At 37.7% G+C, this 18,573-nt stretch carries 17 protein-coding genes; all 17 read left to right on the forward strand.

Annotated features, from left to right (window positions below):
• Positions 1 to 59: 59 nt before the first annotated feature.
• The 17 genes from L1D46_RS02675 (at position 60) to L1D46_RS02755 (ending at position 18,567) form a co-directional block, all read left to right on the forward strand.
• A complete protein-coding gene (locus tag L1D46_RS02675) occupies positions 60 to 2,741 on the forward strand; it encodes an SLBB domain-containing protein (RefSeq protein ID WP_178926292.1) in 2,682 nt (893 codons plus the stop codon).
• A gap of 33 nt (positions 2,742 to 2,774) precedes the next feature.
• A complete protein-coding gene (gene wecA, locus L1D46_RS02680; RefSeq protein ID WP_130050450.1) occupies positions 2,775 to 3,842 on the forward strand; it encodes a UDP-N-acetylglucosamine--undecaprenyl-phosphate N-acetylglucosaminephosphotransferase in 1,068 nt (355 codons plus the stop codon).
• Between the two features lie 20 nt (positions 3,843 to 3,862).
• Positions 3,863 to 4,258 carry a type II secretion system major pseudopilin GspG gene (gene gspG, locus L1D46_RS02685; RefSeq protein WP_130050451.1) on the forward strand — a complete coding sequence of 132 codons (396 nt, stop codon included), beginning with the start codon at positions 3,863 to 3,865 and terminating at the stop codon, positions 4,256 to 4,258.
• Complete coding sequence (locus tag L1D46_RS02690) at positions 4,258 to 5,907, forward strand: GspE/PulE family protein (RefSeq protein WP_239976735.1); 1,650 nt, start codon at positions 4,258 to 4,260, stop codon at positions 5,905 to 5,907. The genes gspG and L1D46_RS02690 overlap by 1 nt, the downstream gene beginning before the upstream one ends.
• The gene (locus L1D46_RS02695) at positions 5,907 to 7,109 is read left to right on the forward strand and encodes a type II secretion system F family protein (protein WP_130050453.1); all 1,203 of its coding nucleotides are present in this window, start codon (positions 5,907 to 5,909) and stop codon (positions 7,107 to 7,109) included. The genes L1D46_RS02690 and L1D46_RS02695 overlap by 1 nt, the downstream gene beginning before the upstream one ends.
• Positions 7,109 to 7,516: a type II secretion system protein gene (locus tag L1D46_RS02700; protein ID WP_239976736.1), complete on the forward strand. Its 408-nt coding sequence runs from the start codon at positions 7,109 to 7,111 to the stop codon at positions 7,514 to 7,516. The genes L1D46_RS02695 and L1D46_RS02700 overlap by 1 nt, the downstream gene beginning before the upstream one ends.
• Positions 7,513 to 7,944, forward strand: a complete 432-nt coding sequence (locus tag L1D46_RS02705) for a prepilin-type N-terminal cleavage/methylation domain-containing protein (protein WP_239976737.1) — start codon at positions 7,513 to 7,515, stop codon at positions 7,942 to 7,944. The genes L1D46_RS02700 and L1D46_RS02705 overlap by 4 nt, the downstream gene beginning before the upstream one ends.
• Positions 7,937 to 8,617 (forward strand): prepilin-type N-terminal cleavage/methylation domain-containing protein, encoded by a 681-nt coding sequence (locus L1D46_RS02710; protein WP_239976738.1) that lies wholly within the window; start codon positions 7,937 to 7,939, stop codon positions 8,615 to 8,617. Before L1D46_RS02705 ends, L1D46_RS02710 begins: the two co-directional genes overlap by 8 nt.
• Entirely contained in the window at positions 8,614 to 9,471 is an 858-nt protein-coding gene (locus tag L1D46_RS02715; RefSeq protein ID WP_239976739.1) for a type II secretion system protein GspK, read from the forward strand. Before L1D46_RS02710 ends, L1D46_RS02715 begins: the two co-directional genes overlap by 4 nt.
• 8 nt (positions 9,472 to 9,479) lie before the next feature.
• A complete protein-coding gene (locus tag L1D46_RS02720; RefSeq protein ID WP_239976740.1) occupies positions 9,480 to 10,622 on the forward strand; it encodes a hypothetical protein in 1,143 nt (380 codons plus the stop codon).
• The gene (locus L1D46_RS02725; protein ID WP_178926285.1) at positions 10,619 to 11,185 is read left to right on the forward strand and encodes a GspMb/PilO family protein; all 567 of its coding nucleotides are present in this window, start codon (positions 10,619 to 10,621) and stop codon (positions 11,183 to 11,185) included. Before L1D46_RS02720 ends, L1D46_RS02725 begins: the two co-directional genes overlap by 4 nt.
• Positions 11,178 to 11,675, forward strand: a complete 498-nt coding sequence (locus L1D46_RS02730) for a hypothetical protein (protein WP_178926284.1) — start codon at positions 11,178 to 11,180, stop codon at positions 11,673 to 11,675. Before L1D46_RS02725 ends, L1D46_RS02730 begins: the two co-directional genes overlap by 8 nt.
• Positions 11,676 to 11,706: 31 nt before the next feature.
• Complete coding sequence (locus tag L1D46_RS02735) at positions 11,707 to 13,791, forward strand: secretin N-terminal domain-containing protein (protein ID WP_239976741.1); 2,085 nt, start codon at positions 11,707 to 11,709, stop codon at positions 13,789 to 13,791.
• A 432-nt stretch (positions 13,792 to 14,223) separates the two neighbouring features.
• Positions 14,224 to 15,570, forward strand: a complete 1,347-nt coding sequence (locus tag L1D46_RS02740; RefSeq protein ID WP_239976743.1) for a hypothetical protein — start codon at positions 14,224 to 14,226, stop codon at positions 15,568 to 15,570.
• 242 nt (positions 15,571 to 15,812) lie between these two features.
• On the forward strand, positions 15,813 to 16,916 hold the full coding sequence (locus L1D46_RS02745; RefSeq protein ID WP_239976745.1) for a DegT/DnrJ/EryC1/StrS family aminotransferase: 1,104 nt from the start codon (positions 15,813 to 15,815) through the stop codon (positions 16,914 to 16,916).
• 26 nt (positions 16,917 to 16,942) lie between these two features.
• Positions 16,943 to 17,515 (forward strand): acyltransferase, encoded by a 573-nt coding sequence (locus L1D46_RS02750; RefSeq protein WP_178926280.1) that lies wholly within the window; start codon positions 16,943 to 16,945, stop codon positions 17,513 to 17,515.
• Between the two features lie 5 nt (positions 17,516 to 17,520).
• Positions 17,521 to 18,567 carry a TDP-N-acetylfucosamine:lipid II N-acetylfucosaminyltransferase gene (locus L1D46_RS02755; RefSeq protein ID WP_239976746.1) on the forward strand — a complete coding sequence of 349 codons (1,047 nt, stop codon included), beginning with the start codon at positions 17,521 to 17,523 and terminating at the stop codon, positions 18,565 to 18,567.
• The last annotated feature ends 6 nt before the right edge of the window (positions 18,568 to 18,573 follow it).

Raw genomic sequence — 18,573 nt, forward strand, 5'->3', positions numbered from 1 at the left:
TGTTTATAAAATGATGTAGTATGCGGCGGTTATCTTTATTTTCTTAGAAGGGAAACTTTGTGAAGTTTTTTAGACTTGTAATTGCGCTTTTTATCTCGCTTTTATTTATTACTGAAGCTCATTCAGTCACTCCAACTAAGCAACAAATCGAACAATTTAAAAAACTCCCCAAATCTCAACAAGAAGCACTTGCTAAGAAGTACGGCTTAGACCTCAGTATGTTAGTCTCGGCAGACCAAAACGAAAATCAATCTACGAATGAAGTCTCAGATACTGTAATGCCTAGAGGCATGTTTGACGATAACGAAGATAACAAAAAAATTACAGCAGAAGAGAAGTTCAAACCAGAAGAAGATGAGTTAAAACCATTTGGGTATGAGCTTTTTTCTGGCGAACCAACCACTTTTGCTCCGTCAGAAAGTGCACTTGTACCTGATAGTTACATTGTTGGGCCTGGTGATACTTTTACTATCAACTTGTTTGGTAAAGAAACGTCCGCAGAAGAGGTTATTATAGATCGCGAAGGTCGCTTAACTATTAGTAATCTTAAGCCGGTTACAGTTAGTGGCATGCAGTACAGTGATGTCGTGAGCTTAATAAAAGCGAAAGTTAAACAGGAAATCATTGGTACAGAGGCTTATGTATCAATGGGAAAAACGCGCTCAATCCGCATAATGGTTTTAGGTGAAGCTTATAAGCCTGGTGCATATACAGTTCCTTCTCTAGCTTCAATTACACATGCATTATTTGTGAGTGGTGGCGTGTCTGATATTGGCTCACTTAGAAATATACAATTAAAGCGTGCAGGAAAAACAGTAACAACTCTCGACTTATATAACCTATTGATAAAAGGTGATAGTAGTAACGATGTCATTTTAAAGCCGGGTGATGTTGTATTTATTCCACCAGTTGGTATGCGAGTGAGTGTTGAAGGTGAAGTACGTAGACCAGCCATTTTTGAGCTTAAAAAAAATGAATCTAGTCAAGATTTAATAGCTATGGCAGGTGGCTTTAATGCAGCTGCATATCCGCAGAAAACAGTTGTAGAACGCTACACAGGTAATAGTTCGAGAACCGTCCTGCAACTTAACTTATCTAAAAGAGATGCATATAAACCAAATGATGGAGATGTAATTCGCGTTCCATCTTCTAGTAAAGAATTAGACAATGCAGTGACTCTGCTTGGTGCTGTTGCTCATCCAGGTAACTACGCGTGGCATGAAGGAAAAACTGTCAGTCAGCTATTTGGTTCTCTAAAAGCAGATTTACTGCCAATTGCAGACTATGATTATTCATTAATTGTTCGCGAGACTAACTTACGTGGTGATATTGAGTTACATCAGTTTTCCCTCATAAATGCAGTAAGTGGTGAAGAAGACCTAGAGCTAAAGCCTCGCGATATTGTTGTTGTATTTAGTCGTTTCCAATCTTTAGAAAGTGAAGAAAATGCCCTCGCAGGCATGGCTTTGACTAAAGAGCAGTTAAAACAACAAGAAAAAATCAAGCTTTGGGATGAGTACGAAGAGCGAAAGTTTTATGAATTTATCGATCTTGGTTCAGCTTTGGATAAGGAACTAGCTGAGACACTCTCTAAAGAAAAAGAGCAAGAAGTTCTTTCTATCACAGAATTGCTCACAAGTAAGGAAGAATTAGAAGAGCATGAGTATGCTGTTTTTAGTAGAAAAAGGTTGCTTAAACCTATTTTGGCTAAACTGAACCAGCAAGCAAATTCTGATGACGGATTACAAATTATAGGTATTCGTGGTGAGGTATTTTACGAAGGTGTATATCCAAAACCTGTGAATGCATCAGTGAAAGGAGCGCTGCTAGCTGCTGGTGGCCTAAAAGAATCTGCCTATTTGAAGAGTGCTGAAATTACTCGCTTTGCAGGGAAATCTAATTTGGAACACATTAGTATTGATTTAGCTAGATTAGTTAATGATGAGTCAAGCTCATCATTTGAGTTACAAAGCAAAGATACAATTAATATTTACCCGATTCCAAATTGGCAGCAAGATAGAAAAATTAATATTGTTGGCGAAGTAAAATTCCCTGGTGTTTATAGTATTTCAAAAGGCGAAACGTTAGCCGAAGTAATTGAGCGAGCAGGCGGTTTTACTGAGTTTTCTTATCCTGAGGGGGCTATTTTTACGCGTGAGGAAACTCGAAAACAACAGCAGCAACAACTAAAGAAGTTATCTGAAGACTTACGCCGAGATATTGCTTCTAAAAGTTTTAACAACTCTATCACGGATGCGTCACTATCGTATCAAGATATGAATAATTTAATAAATGACTTAGCGAATGTTAGGGCCGTTGGTCGTTTGGTTATAGATCTACCATCAATTATGAATGGCCAGCGTCATTTAGAGGTAGAAGATCAAGATGTACTATATATACCTTCAAAACGCTCAAGTGTAAGTGTTGTAGGTGAGGTTAACTTTTCAGGCTCACACCTTTATCAGGAAGAGCTTAGCCTTAATGACTATTTAAGCCGCAGTGGTGGTTTAAAGCAACGTGCTGATGAAGACCGTATTTATATCATTAAGGCAAGTGGTTTAATTGAAGTGCCAAATGAAGGGTCTTGGTTTGCGGTTAATAATAATTCTCAGTTATCGCCAGGTGATACTATAGTAGTACCTTTAGATTCTGATTATATTGATAACCTGACTCTTTGGAGCACAGCAACACAAATAGTGTATCAAATGGGCGTAGCTGTAGCGGCTATTAGTTCATTATAACAATGAAGTATGTTTCTTAATTAAGGCTTCATAATGACCTTTGAATTCATAACATTGATGTTTGCATTTGTTTTTTCATACATCATAATTTTGGCGATTACGCCATTAGCTGTAAAATTTGGCTTAGTCGATAAACCATGCCTGCGTAAACAGCATACCGGCACCATCCCTTTAATTGGTGGATTGTCAATCTTTTTGGCTGTGGCAATTTCGATTATGGCATTTCACCCACTAACAGTGAAAATTGTAAGTTACTTAGCTTGTGCTGCGGTTATTGTAGTTTTGGGGGTTATAGATGATTACCGTCAATTAGGTGTAAAAATTAGGTTAGGCGTCCAAGTTCTAGTTGCTCTTGTGATGATCTATAGTAGTGAAATATACATTCATAATCTGGGCAATCTATTTTTAATGGGTGATATTGACCTTGGTTGGTTTGGTATAATATTTACAGTGATTAGTGTCATAGCTTGTATTAATGCCTTTAATATGATCGATGGCATTGACGGTTTAGCTGGCTCACTTAGTATTCTCACCTTATTATCTGTTTTTATTTTAATGCTGTTTAGTGGTAACTATGCTTTGGTTTATTTACCGCTTATTATTGTTGCGACCGTACTACCTTATTTAGCGTTTAATTTAGGTATTAAAGGCCATAGAAATAAGAAAATTTTTATGGGTGATGCGGGTTCTATGTTTATTGGTTTGAGTGTTATTTGGTTTCTAATGGTAGGCACTCAGACAACCGAATCAGCATTTAGACCTGTAACAGCGTTATGGATTATTGGTGTGCCTTTAATGGACATGATGGCAATAATAATTCGCCGTAAACGTAAGGGGCTATCCCCGTTTAGTGCTGACCGCGATCATTTGCACCATATCTTTATGCGGGTAGGATTTAGTCCTCGCAGGGCGTTGAGCTCAATATTGTTTTTTGCCATAATTTTGAGCGGTGTTGGTATTCTTGGGGAAGTTTTAAATGTTCCTGAATGGATAATGCTTGCCCTATTTTTGATTGTATTTGTGTTTTATTCTTTAGCACTACAACACTGTTGGAAAGTAGCAAGATTTCTAAGACGAAAAAAAATAGACGTCAAAAAATAACTAAATTTAAAGAGAGTTTTATGAAAAAAAATAATGGTTTTACGATGATGGAGCTACTTGTTGTTATTGTCATCTTAGGGCTTTTAATGTCACTGGTCGCGCCTAAGTTTTTTTCTAAGTTAAGTTCATCAGAGCGTAAAATAGCAGCAGCACAAATGTCATCATTTGAAACCGCTATTGATACTTATCGACTTGATTTAGGTAAATACCCAACAGAACTTTCTCAGTTACGTAAAAGTGATGATCCACGTTGGGATGGCCCTTATTTACCAAAAGATATCCCGTTAGATCCTTGGGGAAACCCTTATGTCTACAAGACCCCTGGTGAAAATGGCAATCCATATTCACTAAAATCATACGGTAGTGATGGTAAAGAGGGTGGTACCGACAACAACGCGGATATAATACATCAATAATGCAATTACATGATTTATTAATAGAAAAGTTTAGTGTTGACCCTCAAGATCTTACTCGAGCCTTAAATTATCAGGCAAAATATAGCGGAAGGTTAGAACAAGTACTTGTAAACATGGGGAGCTTGCCAGAAGATCAAGTTCCTTTGTTACTAAGTGAATATTTAGGTATCCCACTGTTTACTAGTGAACAATACGCTAACTTTTCTGCACTAGACATCGATAAGCCTATGCTTGATATGTTTGTTGAGCAAAGCTGGTTACCAATAACTGACAATAAAGAGCACATTTCCTTTGCTTGTAAGGATCCACTTAATCAAGTAATGAATGATTGGTTAAGTAAAAATAATCAATCTTATTCTTTATTCATTGCGAATGAAGTTGATATTCAATTATTAGCAGCAAAGTACGAAGAGCCTTTAACAGATATCGATGATGATAGTCCTTTAGATGAGGAAGAACGCCTAAAAGAATTAGCTACAGAAGCCCCTACTGTAAACTTACTAAATTCACTAATTAGTAGAGCATTACGCCAAGGTGCATCAGATATGCACTTAGAGCCTTACCAAGGCCGCTACAGGGCGCGTTTTAGAATTGACGGTGTGTTGCATGAAGCTGAAACTATTTCGGCTCGTAAACAATTGCCAATAATTACGCGTTTGAAAATCTTGTCGGGAATGGATATCGCTGAAAAGCGCCGCCCGCAAGATGGCAAAATCGAAATGAAAATTGCCAATCAAGAGCTTGATATTCGTGTATCGTCATTACCATTAAATGATGGTGAATCAGTAGTTATGCGTTTTCTAAGAAAAGAGAACGTACGTTATGATATGTCCGTTTTGGGTTTATCAGATGACATTAATGAATTGATCCGCCAAGATATTAAAACAACTGCAGGGGTTGTGTTATTAACCGGTCCTACAGGTTCTGGTAAAACAACAACCTTATATACATTTTTGAACGCACTAAATAATGATGATGTAAAAATTATTACTTTAGAAGACCCGGTAGAATACCAATTACCAGGTATAAATCAGGTGCAAGTTAATAGTGATATAGGTTTTGACTTCTCAGCGGGCCTGCGCTCTATAGTTCGTCAAGATCCTGATGTAATTATGTTGGGTGAAATACGAGATAAAGAAACTGCTCAAATTGCATTACAGTCTGCATTAACTGGCCACTTAGTATTTAGTACTGTTCATACAAATGATGCTGCAAGTGCTTATACTCGATTACTTGACCTTGGTGTAGAAGAGTTCTTGCTCAATGCTGCACTGGTGTCGATAGTTGCACAGCGCTTAGCACGAAAAGTATGTAGCAATTGCAGTGAACCTGATCCAGATGCACAAAAGCTTATAGAAAAATATAACCTGAATCAGTTTGCAGAACGCTTTAGTATCGATACGATTAATTTAGTTCGAGGTAAAGGTTGTGAGCATTGTGCTCATACCGGGTATAAAGGCCGAATGGCTGTAACAGAGTATTTACGTTGTGATAATGAAATTAAAGCAATGCCAAAAGATGCTGATTTCATACCTAAAGCTAAAAATCATAACCACTCGCTTAATCGCCGAACCTTACTCGAGGATGGTTTACACAAAGCGGTACTAGGTCATACAACTATTGATGAAGTAATACGGGTCGCAGGTTAATGGCGCTTTTTAATTACAAAGCCTATGATTCATCTGGCGCAAAATCAGAGGGGCTTATTGAAGCAACCTCTGAGCAAGATGCAATTAACAAATTAAAAGTTCAAAAGTTACTGCCATTTGAAGTTAAAGAAGAGCAAAAAAGAGCAACGACCGGTGTGCTTTTTCAAAGCAAGGTATCCTTAGCCGACCTAGAATTTTTAACAGCAGAGTTAAGTTTGTTACTTGCAACTGGAGTTAGGATTGATCGTGGCCTAGACATTATTAGGCGAACAAAAGCTAAAGCTGCATTAGCACAAATGCTTGCTAATATTAGCAGTAGCATAAAGAAAGGGAGTAGCCTTTCTCAAGCACTCAGAGCTTATCCTGATGTATTCGATAACCTTTATTGTAACTTAATTGAATTAGGTGAAGCTTCAGGAAACTTAAGCGAAATATTTGCTGGTATCGCCAAAGATCTTAAGTTTAAACGTGAACTACAACGAAAAATTGTAGGTTCACTTACTTATCCATGCGTTATTTTATTTGTTTGTATTTTAAGTATTTTTTTCATATTTAATTTCATCATTCCAAAAATGGCTGATATGTTTGGTCAATTAAGCTCGCTTCCTTGGTATACCCAGCTTATGTTATCTATTAGTGAGTGGATGAATGACTATCAAGTGTTCTTGGCATTAGCAGTTATTGCTTCAGTCCCTGCCCTTATTTGGGCAAGTAAACGTAAAGGTTTTCAGCATTGGTGGCATAAAACAGCACTAAAATTACCTGTAATAGCGAATGCGAGCGCCACAGTTGAGCGCATACGTTTTAATAGTGGTTTAAGTTTGATGTTGAAAGCTGGTGTACCTATTGACCAAGCATTAGAACTGGCTGCGGGTAATATCAAAAATCACGTATTACATCATGAAATGACAATTGCGCGAAAAAAAGTAAAACGTGGTAGTCAATTAACCCCAGCATTACAGCAAACTTCTTTATATCCACCATTTTATATTTCACTGCTTGAGGTGGGGGAAGAGTCAGGTAATTTAGATATCGTTTTCGATGAAATAGCAAATCGTTCACGGCAAGATTTTGAAACCTGGACAGACAATATGACCTCGTTAATTGAGCCATTAATGATTTTATTTATGGGTGGTTTCGTCGGTGGTATCGTCGTGATAATGTTGATGAGCATGATCTCTCTAAACGACGTAGGTTTCTAATGCACACTGCAAATAATAAATTTGCATATGGTTTTACCCTTATCGAGCTTATTATCGTTTTAAGTATTGTTTCATTATTACTGTCGGTTGTGGCGCCAATTTCAGTAAAAGCAGTAGACAAAAGTGCAGCAAGAACTGAGCTTCTAACAACACGGAATTGGATTAAAAGTATTGCATTTCAATCTTTTGTAGAATCGCGTTCGTATCAACTTGAGCTCAAAGACGATATGCTTTATTTATACCAAACAGATACAAACCAACTAATAAAAACAAAAAAATTAGAATCATTACGGTTTGATGCACTGCAAGTAAACTTCAATAATAATGGACTCGTTTCACCTACACAGCTCCAAGGCTATTTTCGAGATGAACCGCTAATGATAAGTTTAGAGTCCTCATCAAAATGAAAACAAAGCACCAGTTAGGCTTTACATTAGTTGAGCTGCTTATCGCGACTATTATTTTATTCTCTTCGCTTGCAGCCGTTTCGCTTATTTATAGGGGCGCCTTTATTGCCAGTGAAAAAGCGAGCAACCATGTAAAAATGGTTGCTAACCTCCCTGCACTAATAACGCAAATCCAACAACAAATAAAGTTATCAACTTCAGAACAGTCTACCTTGTCAGGCAGTGGAGTCGGCTGGGGAGTTGAATATCAATGGCAGGCTGCAATTGTGCAAAGTAAAGTTGTTATAGATGAGGCAATGACTCTTGAATTTGGTAGACAGGCTGCTGAAAAAAAACAAATAAATTTGTGGCAAGTCACTCTCATAGTTAAACGAAATGGTATTGAAAAAAGCTATACATTTAATGAAGTGAGTTGGCACAATGCATAAACAGCAAGGGTTTACTTTAATCGAGCTGCTGATTTCAGTGACGTTGCTTTCCCTCATAATGTTTACTGGAAACTATGTATACATGCAATTGGCTTCTCGTTGGGACAAGGAGCTTGGTAGCTTTGAACAAGATATTGAACAAACAAAATCAATCTATATATTGCAAAACATCTTAGAGGGTATAGAACCGTACCTGATCAAGAATAATCGAGGACGCCCAGAGATGTTTTTTGTTGGCGCTGAAGACAGCCTACTGATGATGACCAAAAATGGTTATACAGATACCAAAAATCCTGAGCTTGTGAGATTAACAGCTGTTCAAAATCAACAAGGTCGCTTTGAGTTAGTTTATCAGTCGATTTCAAGTGCTGACATGTTATTAATTAACTCTGAACAAGACATCGAATTTTCAAATAAGTACACACTCTTGAACGATCTTGATAGCGTTACTTTCAGTTATTATGGTTGGAGTTCTCTTGAGCAAAAAGCACTGCAAGAGCCAGGCGAAAAACCTTTTTGGCAACCGACTTATTCAGGTCTAGATCAACAGCTAACACCTTTAGTAATCAAGCTAACCTTAGTCAAAAAACAGCAGCCAATGGAATTTTACTTCCAATTAGATAAAGAGCCTAATCGTTGGTTTGGTAATTACATTCAAACGGGTGAATTATGACAAAGCAGCGTGGAATAGCTCTTGTACAAGTATTATTAATCGTCGCAGTCGTTTCTATATTAGCCTTATACTTTACGCAGTCAGCCCGACAGCAAGTAAAAAGCGCAACTATGATGGTTGATAAGGCCCAAGCCTTAGTTGAGTTAAATAACGCCCAAGCGAATATCGTATTTTCTCTGCTGACTGAAAAGTTAACACCTATCCCTAGTCCTCCGGCTAACAATCCGCAAATTACAACGTGGAACTTTTATGGTGAGCCTTTTAAAACAACCAACAATGTTGAAGTTCGGTTACAAGATTTACGTGGTTTGCTAAATATTCACTACCCAAATCAAGCACGCTTAAAGCGATTGTTGACCTACAGCGGCTTAAATGATTATGATGCCCAGCTTGCGATGTTGCAGATTATAGCTTGGCAGAGTTTAGAGAAGTATTCTGACTACATTAGTGATGGCACTGTTGCGCGTAATGCAGCTATTCATGATATTGAAGAGCTTGGGCATTTGGGGTTGCCGTCGAAGCAATTGGCAGTACTTGCTGAAAACACAACGCAATATAAAAAAGGCACGTTCAACCCTATGAATTCGCCTAATACGTTACTTTATGCATTATTAAGTAACGAAGTTGCAGAGTATGTTATTATGCAACGTAAAGCCAATAGGTTAACGGTTAAAGACTTTGTCCAAGCAACTGGCATAACTGAAAGTGATGATATTATTTTGTACCCATCTAATTTATTCAGGGTATCGTTAACATCGAGAGTTGGGCAGGCGGTAGTAAATAAAACAATATACTTTCATTTGCAACCAACAAAAGATCCCGTGATCAATGAAGTAGCTGTGAAGACGCGATAGAGAGCATAATGATTAATAATAAAATTAAGCTATTGTTTAAAAAATGGCTATGTAAAGTGGTTGCTTTTTATACTGATCAACCCTACGAACTTGTGCTAAATGAGCACCATCAATTTGCTTTAAAACCATCATCAGACACACAATCAACGAAGTGGTTCTTAGTTGTTGGGCGTCAACACTACAATGAGCAACTCAATGCTTACCCTATTGGTAATAAAAAAGAATTAAAGCAGTTACTAGAAATTGAGAAAAAAAGTAAAGATAAACAGCAAGCGACTACCCAGACCTTAGTAACTGTGATGGCGGCAGAACAAAGCCAAGTAATGCAATGGCAATTTGCTAAAGACTTACCTAAAGCGTGGTTTACGCTACCTGAGTCGTTATTAATGAGCCAAACAGTCAATGATGGAGAAGTGATTTTAAATACTCATCATAATGCTAGCTTCATCACTAAACATCAGAAGAATGTTTGCTCATCATTGCAAAGTAAAATTATAAATAGCCCTGAACGCTTCGCTAGTATGTTTGGTATTCCGTTAAGCAAAGTAATCAATATTAATACAGAGCAAGAATATTTAGAGCGGGTAATCAATGGCTTGTATGCTGTACCTAAGCAATATTTACAAGCCTTCTTAAATATTCCAGTCAACATATTTAACAAACGCCTAGCTCTTCGATACAGTGCTATTTTTGGCGGTATATTTGTTGTCTATGGTTTATTAACTAGTGGCTACTTAGTTTTCAAAACGCATCAGCTAGAAAGTCAACTCGACGCTAACAAAGCAACAGTCAACAGAGCGTTAAATACATTGAATGTATATATGACCAGTCGTGATGCTTTACAACAGCGACAGCAATTGTTGCAACAACTTCCTATAACTAGCCCGGTTTTTTTGGTTATAAGTGACTTATTTAATTCTGCAGAATTGAGTAGTATAAGCTGGCAAGAAGGGCGCTTTGTTTTGAGAGGTAAGGCAAATAAAGCGACCGATGCACTTGCGACTGTTATGCAAGATAGTCGAGTGGAAGATGCTAAGTTTGATTACCCATCGCGTAAAGAACGCGGTGGTGAAAGCTTTGTTATTAGTTTTGTTCTAAATACAGGTAATGATCAAGTGATACCTGCGGTGTCTGAGCAGGGGGCGCAATGAGTCAGTTACAACCTAAGCAGCAAATAGCTTTAGCATTGTTAGCGGTTTTATTAGTGCTTAAGTTTGCGGTAGTCCCACTACTTGATTGGCAAGATGAGCAAATAGGCATAATTAGCAACTTACAAAAGCGTGCTACAAAATCGCAAACTGTAATCGATAATCAAGCTACTATTGATTCTCAGCAACAGCAAATTAGTAAGCAGCTAGAGAGTATTAATCGATTATTTGTCGAGCCACAAAAAGATACAGAGTTCAAACTTGCTATGCAGCAAAAAGTTGAGCAGTTGATGGCAACGCATAATCTACAGATAAACAACAGCAACTGGTTGGTCAGCCTTAAAGTAGCAGAAGACAGCTTGATGCGTCATCAACTTACATTAAACATAAGTGGTAAACTGATAAACTTTCAAAATGTGTTGGTGCAACTAGAAACGAACACGCCATTAATGCAAGTTAGTGATTTTAATATGCGTATGAAAGGTCAAACTGCGCAAGAACTTGGTCAGGTTGATGGTACAATTCAGCTAAGCTTTTATATGCAACAAGGAGAACCTAATGAATAGAGCAATACTTATTCCTAGCGTTCTTATTTTATTGTTATTAGCTTTAGATTTTAGCAATCGTTTAATTTTAGAAAGCACCAAAGCAGATAACGACTTTAACCAGAAAAGTTTAAAGGTTATGCCTTTGCCGTTACTATCTGAGACAACAAGGCAAACACTAGAGCAAACATACAAAAAATACAGCCAACCCGTGCAAAATACACAAGTAGCAGAAAAAGGCTTGTCCGCGGCTGAACAAGCAGAGCAAAATGGTGAACTAATTAGCGTATTTGCTGGCGATTATGAACTTAAACTAAAAGCTGTAATCACCACAAATGAACCTTATGTATTAATAGAACAAAAAAATATCAATGACGATAATACACAACTTGTTAAGTATGCCGATATGCAAACAGTGCATGGTTATAGCTTAAAAGTATTGTCAAATACCGAAGTTGAGCTTACTAAAGGTCAACAAAATATTACTTTAATCATGTACCAACGTGGTTGATAAACAACTAGTTATAGTGTCCGGAAAATTTATGAAACATAGCAAGGCCATTTTTTTAGGCATGGTTGCGATGAGTGTACTTACAGGGTGCGCAAGCTCAAATAGCGGTATTACCGCGGCGCCATCGTATTTAGAAAAAGCACAGACAAATAATGTTACAGCAACAGACGTAGACAAAGTTGAAGATACGCAGCAAGCTAAAAAAGCAAACCAAGGAATTGTTTACGTAGAGCCGTTACAAAATAAAAGCAGCCTAAAATCAAGCCAAACAGACCTTGCAAGCCAATTTAGTGATACTGAGCAAGTTAAGTTAACTGCTGATAGCTTACTAGTTAAAGATTACCTGCATTATGTGTTTGGTGAGTTATTAAAAGTTAATTACATTTTGGGTGAACAGCTAAATGCGAGTAAAGCTCAAGTCACATTAAATCTTCAAGATGCGTTAAGTAAGCGTAAATTGTTTACAATCAGTGAGCAAATGCTGCAAGAAAGAGGCATTGTTATTCGTTTTCAAGATGGTATTTATTACATCCATAAATCAGAAGATGGTATCTCAAATAACTTAGTGTACGGTTATGGTGCTAACCCTGAAGATGTACCTAATACTTCGAGCGAAATTGTACAACTCGCGCCTTTTAAAGCTGGTGTGCAGACATCGTTAGCCAACACTATTAAGCAACTAACCCAAGTGAATGCAAAGGCTATGTTTGAACAACAGGCGATAATGCTAAAGGGTAAACGTAATGACATTATCAAAGCGCTTGAATTTATGCAGCTTGTTGATCAGCCAGTATTTCGTGATCGTTCAATAGGCATGTACAAATCAAGTTTTGTCCCAGTTGATGATTTGAGTAAACAATTACAAGATTTACTTAAGCAAGAAGGTATATCAGTGAGTATAAATGCGTCAAGTGAGCAAGCTATTTCTATTGTGCCGCTTGAGCGCACGAATACCATGGTGTTTTTTACAAACAACAAAGATTTTTTGAAGCGAGTGTCGTTTTGGGCAAAACAACTTGATAAACCAGCTGACGGTAATCAAGAGCAATACTTTGTATTTGTACCAGAGTTTGCAAGAGCTGTAGATTTAGGCACAAGTATTCAAAATCTTTTAGGTGGAGGCAGCGCTCAGACTTTATCGAATAGCACCTCAGCTGCGAGCCAAAATCAACAACTAAATACTTCTAGCCAGTCAAAAAAATCAGCTTCTGCAAATGTTTCAGTTCAATCTGATGGTATTAAGATGGTAGTTGATGAACGTTCTAATTCATTGATTTTTTATACAACGGGTGATGCCTACCGTAACTTACTTCCTATGATTAAGCGATTGGATATTATGCCTAAACAGATCATGCTAGAAGTAATGATTGCAGAGGTCAGTTTGACCGATGTGTTTAAGCAGGGGGTTGAATTTGCTCTTACAAACTTAGGAGCAACAGCACAAGGTGGATTTAGACTAAACGCAAATACACAAAATAGCCCTGGTCTAACTTACGCCTTATCAGGAACAGCTGGCAGCTTGGCGATTAACTTATTACAAACGAATGACTATGTTAATGTACTATCAAGGCCAACACTTGCAGTGCGAGACGGTGTACAAGCAAATATTAGTGTAGGTGACCGTATCCCTGTTGTAGGTGAAATAGTGACTGATTCAACCAATGGTTCTCGCGCTTCTGTTAGTTATTTAGAAACTGGTATCGATTTAAAAGTAACGCCAACTGTGAATGCGCAAGGTGTCGTTGTTTTAGAAATAAGCCAAGAAATAAGTACCCAATCAGAGGGAACGGGTGCAGAGGGTAACCCAATTGTGTTTGAACGCAGTTTACAAACAGAGGTAATTGCTGCAAACGGTCAAACAATTATGCTTGGAGGACTAATTAGCGAAAACAGTACGTTAAGTGATACCTCAGTGCCTTTCTTTTCAAGTATTCCATTATTTGGAAAGTTGTTTGATAAAACTAATAATAACTCTACTAAAACAGAACTTGTTGTATTAGTGACACCTCGTATCATAGGTAATACAGCTGAGTGGGAAAGTATTTACGAGCAATTTAAGCAAGGTCTAACAGAATTAAAAATATCCACACCAGCAAAAAATGTGAGTATTAATTAGAAAAGCAAATGCAGGCACTAAAGTAGCCAAATAAAAGATTTAATACCTTGAAGTATTTTTGTAATTTATATAAATACAATGCTCCCAAATCATTGAAGCTTTTATGTGCACAAAATATATACAAGATAGGTGCAAAACAGGGTGTGTAAACAATTGTAACCAAAGACTTTTTTTTTCAATAAAAAAACTGCGGTATATTTAAGTGTATGAAAGTAAATGATTTTAAAAGGTGTACATAGAATCCATAAAACGGTAATATAAATTTGTTAGTGTAACGACTGTTAATTACTTGACAATAAACTAACATTCATTAGACTAATTCTGAATTTGACTAGTAGTCACTTAGGTGACGGCCTATGGTGCATGGTCATTCAAAACTAAAAAAAAGGGACAATGAAGGTTCCTGTTTCATGAAACTTTGGAGAATATAAAATGTTCAAAAAAACACTTGTTGCCTTAGCGCTATCAGGTTTATCTACAGCAGCTTTAGCCGCATCAGTTACTGGTGCTGATGAAAAAGTATCACTTGAAGGTGTTGCTGTAGTTGGTGAGTTAACTCAAGCAGATCTAACAGCTCCAGCATTTGTTCAAGGTGCTGAGTACATTGTTAATGACGTAATCGCTATTACTGTTACTGGTGCTAAATTTGATACATCAGTTGATCCTGCATTATCTACAAACAGTTCTTTAGCTACAGCCGACCAAGCTACTTTCGCGTTTGTTGACTTTCAAGGTGACAACGTTGCTCGTTTCCGTGTTAGTACTAACAACTCAGCTAAAGGCGATACGTTAACGCTTTCAACTTTTACTCTTGACACTAGCGATGCTGTTGCAAAAGGTAAAGTATCATTCAGCTCTAAAGCTATCTCAGTTAACCCTTCTATCGGTGACTATGATGCAAGTAAAGCTACAAGCACAGCCCCTGCATATACATATGTATCACAGCTAACTTCAGACCTTACTAAGTTTGACGGTGTAATTACTACAAGTAAAGGTCGTCAAGAGTTTACTACAGGTCTTAGTGATGTGTTAACTGTTGACCTAGCAAACGCAACAAGCGCTAAAAAGCCTCTTACTTTCACGAAGTTAACTCACGTACTTAAAGGTTCTGATTTTTCTTTCGCGATGGATTATGATGCAGATAAAGACGGCAAACTTTCTGCAGCTGAACTTGGCAATGCTTTAACAATTGCTACGAAAGAAGGGACTACTGCTAACAAAGATACATTTGCAGCTAAACTTAACGACAACATGACTGAGTTAACAATTACTCAAACTATTGACACTGCTGGTACTAAAAATGTTGATAGCTTCACAGTTACTGCTAACGTTAAAGGTCAAACAGCGAAAGGTTCAGTACTTACTAAGCAATCTTTCACTTTTGAATCTACAGCTGTAACTGCATCTACAGGTTCAGCTTCAATCGCTGCTGCTTCTGCAGGTGCTTGGACGCTAGACGGTTCTTCAGATGACATCGAGCTTATGCCTTTCGGTACTGAGTACGCTCAATCAATCACTGTTGCTAACCGTGGTACAGTTGAAGGTGCAATCACTGTAACTCTTAAAGCTGAAGGTAAAACTTACACTAAAGAGCTTACTCAAGTTGCTGCTGCTAACTCTGTAACAAACATCAGCCTAGAAGTTGCTGCATTTGCTAAAGAGTCAGGCATCACTGGTAACGCACACGTAAACGTAGTTGTAAACGCTCCATCAGGTAACATTGGTGTTAAAGGTGTTTACTACCACAAAGCTTCAGCTGACCGTGTATTAACTTACTAATAAGTATTTAGTACATAACCAGCTATGGTTTTAAAAAAGCGAGCCTAGGGCTCGCTTTTTTTATGTATAACGTTTACTTGCTCTAAATGAGAAATTGTTAATCTAGGAGGCGACAGGTTTTATCCCTAAAAAGGTTAAGTATTATTGCGGATTGCTATTAATCAAAAATTCCTTTCTCCGCTAGCCCCTGTAATCGTTGTTTGCTACACTTCGACACTGTTTTTGTTTTGTGAGCATGATGAGTGAAGTATCCAATAGTAAAACCGTTTTTGCCTTCAATCGACGCGTACAAAGCGCAAATTGATGGTGTATTTGAACGCTGCTGGTTAACAAATAATGGCCCGTGTTTGCAGCAATTTGAGCAACAACTAGCAGAATATTTAGGTGTTGAACATTTACTATTGGTTGCTAACGGCACATTAGCATTGCAAGTCGCATTTGCTGCATTAGATACTAAAGGAACGGTATTAACCACACCTTTCTCATTTGCTGCAACAGCAAGTTCTCTCAAGTTTGCGGGTATTACCCCCGAGTTTATTGATATAGACCCACGTACTTATAATTTAGATATTAATAAAGCAACGCATTCACAGCTTAATAGTGCGACAGCGGTTTTAGCAGTGCATGTTTTTGGTAACCCATGCGATGTAGAGGCGATAGAGAACAAAGCAAAAGAATATGACTTAAAAGTTATATATGATGCTGCTCATGCTTTTGCGAGCGATATTGATGGGAAAACGGTGCTTGATCATGGTGATGTAGCAACGTTAAGCCTACACGCTACAAAGTTGTTCCATAGCGTGGAAGGCGGTGCCATCATCTTTAAGCATGAATCTGATTATTTAAAAGCAAAGCAATTAATTAACTTTGGTTTTGATGCAAAACTATACCCAGAACTGGTTGGTATTAATGCTAAAATGAGCGAAATGCACGCTGCTATGGGGTTATCTGTATTCGAGCATGTTACTGAGATAACCCAGAAAAGGCGTGATCTTGTTGCTCATTACCATCTACTTTTAAAAGCGACTGCAGAGCAAGGCCTATTGAGTTTACAGGCTTGGCACCCTCAAGGTGTAAATAATGGTGCATATATGCCTGTAGTCCTTAAAAGTGAACAACAATTGTTACAAGTACAGACTAAGTTGCTCGAACAAGGTATTCAAACAAGACGCTATTTTTATCCGAGCTTATCTACAGTCCCTGCTTATGGAATGCAGGGCAGCACGCCACATGGTAATGAGTTAAGTTTACGAATTTTATGTTTACCTATGTTTACTGATTTGACATTAGAAGGCGTTGAACAGATTTGCAGTAGTTTAATTTCAGCACTTGAAAGCAGTTGTTGATATACACCCATTTAATAGGAAGCTAGATGGCAATTTATACGCGAGATGAATTACTCAGCCTGGGTCTTTCAAAACTCGGTGAGAACGTAAAAATATCAAAAAAAGCGTCTATTTATGGTGCTTCAAGAATCTCTATAGGCGACAACGTCCGCATAGATGATTTTTGTGTTCTCTCTGCTGGAGAGGGCGGTATTACATTAGGCAGTCATATTCATCTTGCCGTATACAGCTGCCTTATTGGCGCTGGGCATATTCAATTGGCCGATTTTTGTAATATTTCTTCAAGGGTTGCTATCTACTCAAGCAGTGATGATTATTCAGGGGCTTTTTTAACTAACCCGACTATTGATAGTGAGTTTACTAACGTTGAACATGCCCCTGTAACACTAGCTAAGCATGTAATTGTTGGAAGTGGCAGTGTTATTTTACCAGGTGTTACGTTAGAGCAAGGTGTTGCTGTTGGCGCATTAACTATGGTGAATCGTTCTTTAGCTGCTTGGGGGATTTACGCAGGTCAGCCTGCAAAATATATTAAAGCGCGAGAAGATGGCTTACTTGCGCATGAAAAATCTTTCCTAGCAGCCTACCAAACTAAATAATCGATATGACAAAACGTATAATCCATATCTTTGCTGATACGCCGCATCACTATAAACCGATGCAACAATTTTTTGAACAACAATGTAGACCAGACGCTGAACAATTGTTTTGGGTTAAAACACCCGAATCGATTCCAAACTTTGTAAATTATAAGAATAATGCAGAGCTTTTTGCTTTGCTTGAGAGTACAGCTAAAGAAGACCAAATAGTATTTCACGGCTCTTTTGACATGCATGTTTGGAAAAAACTCTTGCTTAGTTCGGTCACAAAACGCTGTAGTTGTGTACTTTGGGGGGCTGAGCTCTATCGTCATACAAGGCCGAAGCGCACCATAAAAGAACGTGTCGTCCATGTTTTACATGCATTAGTGATTAACCGATATAAGCAAGTATTTGCTTTAAATAAAGGTGATGCAAAACTTGCTCAACGCGTATTATTTAAGCGAAATGTTAAAGTGCTGCCATATCCACTCATCGGGATGAAAGTTGAACAAGACCGCGAGCAATTAACTTCTGAAAAACCACTTAAAATACTCGTAGGTAATTCGGCATCAGCGAGTAATAACCATATTGACGCTTTAAACAAGCTTGCTCATTTGGCCAATGAAAATATCGAAATTATCATGCCACTTAATTATGGTGGTGAGCAAAGTTACATTGATGAAGTGGTTAAACATGCAACGACACTATTTGGTGATAAATTTATTGCTATCACTGAAATGCTTAACAAGCAAGACTACGATAAATTACTAAATGATGTGCATTTAACGGTGTTCGCTCAACATCGTCAACAAGGGTTATATGTTGCATATGCCATGTTATTAATGGGTAAACCCATGTTTTTGCTTTCAGACACATCTAGTTATAACTACTTAACTGAGCTTGGCTTTGAAATTTACAAAACTGATGAAGTAGCCAGCATGAGTTATTCAGAGCTAAATAATTTAATTAGCAAAGATAATAACCGTAACCCTGACTTGATGAACCAACATTTTACTGAGCAAGCATTAGCACCTAAATGGCGCAATATGTTAGAGCAGCTCCATGGATAAATTAGT

This window comes from Pseudoalteromonas sp. Isolate3, assembly GCF_022398505.1.
Lineage (GTDB): Bacteria > Pseudomonadota > Gammaproteobacteria > Enterobacterales > Alteromonadaceae > Pseudoalteromonas > Pseudoalteromonas apostichopi.

Coding starts and splice junctions, on each gene's coding strand:
- wecA (WP_130050450.1), top strand. CDS start 2,775: ATGACCTTTGAATTCATAACATTGATGTTTGCATTTGTTTTTTCATAC.
- gspG (WP_130050451.1), top strand. CDS start 3,863: ATGAAAAAAAATAATGGTTTTACGATGATGGAGCTACTTGTTGTTATT.
- L1D46_RS02690 (WP_239976735.1), top strand. CDS start 4,258: ATGCAATTACATGATTTATTAATAGAAAAGTTTAGTGTTGACCCTCAA.
- L1D46_RS02695 (WP_130050453.1), top strand. CDS start 5,907: ATGGCGCTTTTTAATTACAAAGCCTATGATTCATCTGGCGCAAAATCA.
- L1D46_RS02700 (WP_239976736.1), top strand. CDS start 7,109: ATGCACACTGCAAATAATAAATTTGCATATGGTTTTACCCTTATCGAG.
- L1D46_RS02705 (WP_239976737.1), top strand. CDS start 7,513: ATGAAAACAAAGCACCAGTTAGGCTTTACATTAGTTGAGCTGCTTATC.
- L1D46_RS02710 (WP_239976738.1), top strand. CDS start 7,937: ATGCATAAACAGCAAGGGTTTACTTTAATCGAGCTGCTGATTTCAGTG.
- L1D46_RS02715 (WP_239976739.1), top strand. CDS start 8,614: ATGACAAAGCAGCGTGGAATAGCTCTTGTACAAGTATTATTAATCGTC.
- L1D46_RS02720 (WP_239976740.1), top strand. CDS start 9,480: ATGATTAATAATAAAATTAAGCTATTGTTTAAAAAATGGCTATGTAAA.
- L1D46_RS02725 (WP_178926285.1), top strand. CDS start 10,619: ATGAGTCAGTTACAACCTAAGCAGCAAATAGCTTTAGCATTGTTAGCG.
- L1D46_RS02730 (WP_178926284.1), top strand. CDS start 11,178: ATGAATAGAGCAATACTTATTCCTAGCGTTCTTATTTTATTGTTATTA.
- L1D46_RS02735 (WP_239976741.1), top strand. CDS start 11,707: ATGAAACATAGCAAGGCCATTTTTTTAGGCATGGTTGCGATGAGTGTA.
- L1D46_RS02740 (WP_239976743.1), top strand. CDS start 14,224: ATGTTCAAAAAAACACTTGTTGCCTTAGCGCTATCAGGTTTATCTACA.
- L1D46_RS02750 (WP_178926280.1), top strand. CDS start 16,943: ATGGCAATTTATACGCGAGATGAATTACTCAGCCTGGGTCTTTCAAAA.
- L1D46_RS02755 (WP_239976746.1), top strand. CDS start 17,521: ATGACAAAACGTATAATCCATATCTTTGCTGATACGCCGCATCACTAT.